This is a genomic window from Bartonella refiksaydamii, from assembly GCF_902652675.1.
Lineage (GTDB): Bacteria > Pseudomonadota > Alphaproteobacteria > Rhizobiales > Rhizobiaceae > Bartonella > Bartonella refiksaydamii.
Genome location: NZ_LR736345.1, coordinates 1 through 2,612, shown reverse-complemented (window position 1 = coordinate 2,612; position 2,612 = coordinate 1). Strand labels below are relative to the sequence as shown.

The following is a 2,612-nucleotide window of genomic DNA, read 5'->3' as shown; positions in this document are numbered from 1 at the left end:
GGCGTGTAAGGCAAAAGCTTCTTGATACGACGATCTTAAATCTGTCATGGGAGCGTGTTGTTAAATTTTTTGATGCTCGAGACAGTTTGTTTTACCTAGACCCGCTATACCTTAAAAAGAACAAATGTTATAGCTCTGGAAATTTTTGTGAAGATGATTTTGTAAAAATGGTGTGCATTCTTAAAGATCTCCAAGGCAAATTTGTCTTGATTCTGAATGATTGTGATCAGGTGCAAGAGATCTCTAAAGATTTTGACTTTTTAGAAGTAGAGACCATTTGGACCTCTGGTTTTGCTAAAAAAATACTCCGAAAGGAACTCCTGATTCGTAATTGCAATATATAGATGATGATGCTATTTGATAGCGTTATAGATTCTATATATCAGGTGGTTTAAAAGGTAGTTTTATTATTTAATATTTTTATTAACTTATTGAAAAATATTATAAAATATTTATGAAATGGTACAGACCACCCGCACCATCTTAAATGAGTGCAGGTTGTATTATTCTGAGAGGGATGCTGTTTTGTGCATTGTAGAGGGGGCACTTCATGTGTATTATTTATAAAACGTTCCCAGTAATGATTTATTCCAGGCTGAGGGAATTTTATTTTTCCACTTTGTAGAAGCTTAAAATGTTGAATCTTTATCAATAGGGTTGAGCGGAGTTGTAGTGAAAATTGCAGTATTTGTAAAGTGTTTAGCGTTCTTTATTTGCGTTTCTTTATTAACGGCGTGTAGCGAGTCGCGCGCTGTGCTTTGGCATGGGGTACATGCAACGGCGTCTGTGGTTGCAGTGCAACGGGAGGTTGAAGGAAAACCGACTCTTCCGAAGGCTATCGTTCCTGTGTATGTTGCAACAAGTCGTATGATGCAAAACAACTATTCTCAACCTTATGGAATAGAGCGATCAAATAAAGTATATTATAATCGGGTTGACGTAGGAATTCCTCAACAACATGTGAAAGGTGTTGTCGAAATAAACGCGTACAAACCTACTCACGATAAGTATTTTGCAGCAGTAGCGTTGCAAAAATATGATAATAAAGAACAATTTAAGCAGCAAATAAATGCAGATTTAGCAAAAAAGCCAAAAGGAAAAAGAGAAGTTTTCCTTTTTATTCATGGTTATAATAACAATTTTGCAGATGGCACATTTCGTACAGCTCAATTTACATATGATTATGCTTTAAATGTTGTCGCTGTACACTATTCGTGGCCTTCTGCTGGATCAGTTCCTCTTTATATTTACGACCGTGATAGCGCCAATTTTGCGCGTGATGGACTCATAGAACTTTTAACACTTATTAGTGAAACAGATGCTAATCAAATTTCTGTTATTGCGCACTCTATGGGGAATTTTGTTATAATGGAGGCATTTAGAACTCTAGCATTACAGGGAAAGTATAAACCTATTCGCCGTATTACGAGTTTGTTGATGGCCGCGCCAGATATTGATGTTGATGTGTTTGAGCGTCAACTCAATGATATTAAGAGATTACCTCAGCCAACAGCCATTTTGGTATCTCGAGCGGATAAAGCTCTTGCTGTTTCAGGGCGTCTTACAGGTGGACATCATCGTGTGGGGGATGGTTCAGATATTGAAATGTTGCGCAAAAATGGTATAGCTGTTCTTGATTTTTCTCATATTGATGGTGGGGCACACAATGTTTTTGCGTCTTCGCCGACATTGATGGCTCTTTCTCGAGAAGGTTCTTTAGCTTCAACAATTATGCAGGGTACAGAATTATCACCTAGTCAGGCGCTTCTTGCTGATAGTAGCAGTGTGTTAGAAAAAACAACGCATCTTATCCTTTATACACCTGTACGTCTATTATCTCCATTCACTCGACATTAAGTGCGAAAAGATCAAAGCTTTTTCTTCAAATATAAATGAATGAGGAGCAGTATTTTTTAGCACTTTCTTTAGAATCTCCCTGTAAAATGAAAATAAATAGCAGGATGAATGTAAAAACCAATCATTTAAGTGAGTTTATAATGGTTGCACGAAAGCGCTATGCCAATACACCTACATTAGTTGATTATTTATCTCATTCCGCAGTTCAGTTATTAGATATTCATACTATGCTTTTGAAGGCAAGAGAAGGTAATATGGGGGAAAAACCAAATTTATTGCGTCAAATTGATTCCACAAAAAAACAACTGGATGAGATAAGTCATGCTCTTATTTTAGAATATCGTAAACGCCAAGAAAATGAGCGCTTTTTAAAACAAATCTTGGTGTCAATTTCCGATCAACTTTTTTCGCTTAATAATGGTTTCAAAGAAACGGGACGCCTCTTTTTTCAAGAGATTAGGATACTTCAATCTCAGATGCAGTGTTTTTATGAGGGGAGGGGGAAACAACATTTATTGGATCGCCAAGAATCTTTTTATTCTCCATCCAAAATTGATGAAGTCATTAAACAGTTACAAAAAGCGCGGGAAAAACTTATTGTTGAAAGTCCGCATCTATTCGAAAAAGAATATTAAAGAGAAAATCTCAAATCAGAAATTAAAGATAGTCTAAAAAGTGGATGAGTGTAGTTTGACAGTAGGTTTTGTACTAAGTGGGGAGAGGTGGGATTAGTTAGGAATAGGTGGTAATTTGTT

At 36.4% G+C, this 2,612-nt stretch carries 3 protein-coding genes; all 3 read left to right on the top strand.

Annotation, left to right across the window (positions count from 1 at the left end; translation table 11 throughout):
- Positions 1 to 344: DNA adenine methylase (locus GQO39_RS08990; RefSeq protein WP_369412498.1), on the top strand; the 344-nt coding region annotated here is incomplete at its 5' end.
- A gap of 328 nt (positions 345 to 672) precedes the next feature.
- Complete coding sequence (locus tag GQO39_RS08240) at positions 673 to 1,857, top strand: alpha/beta hydrolase (protein WP_156851732.1); 1,185 nt, start codon at positions 673 to 675, stop codon at positions 1,855 to 1,857.
- Positions 1,858 to 1,997: 140 nt separating this feature from the next.
- On the top strand, positions 1,998 to 2,492 hold the full coding sequence (locus GQO39_RS08235) for a hypothetical protein (protein ID WP_156851731.1): 495 nt from the start codon (positions 1,998 to 2,000) through the stop codon (positions 2,490 to 2,492).
- Positions 2,493 to 2,612 lie beyond the last annotated feature (120 nt).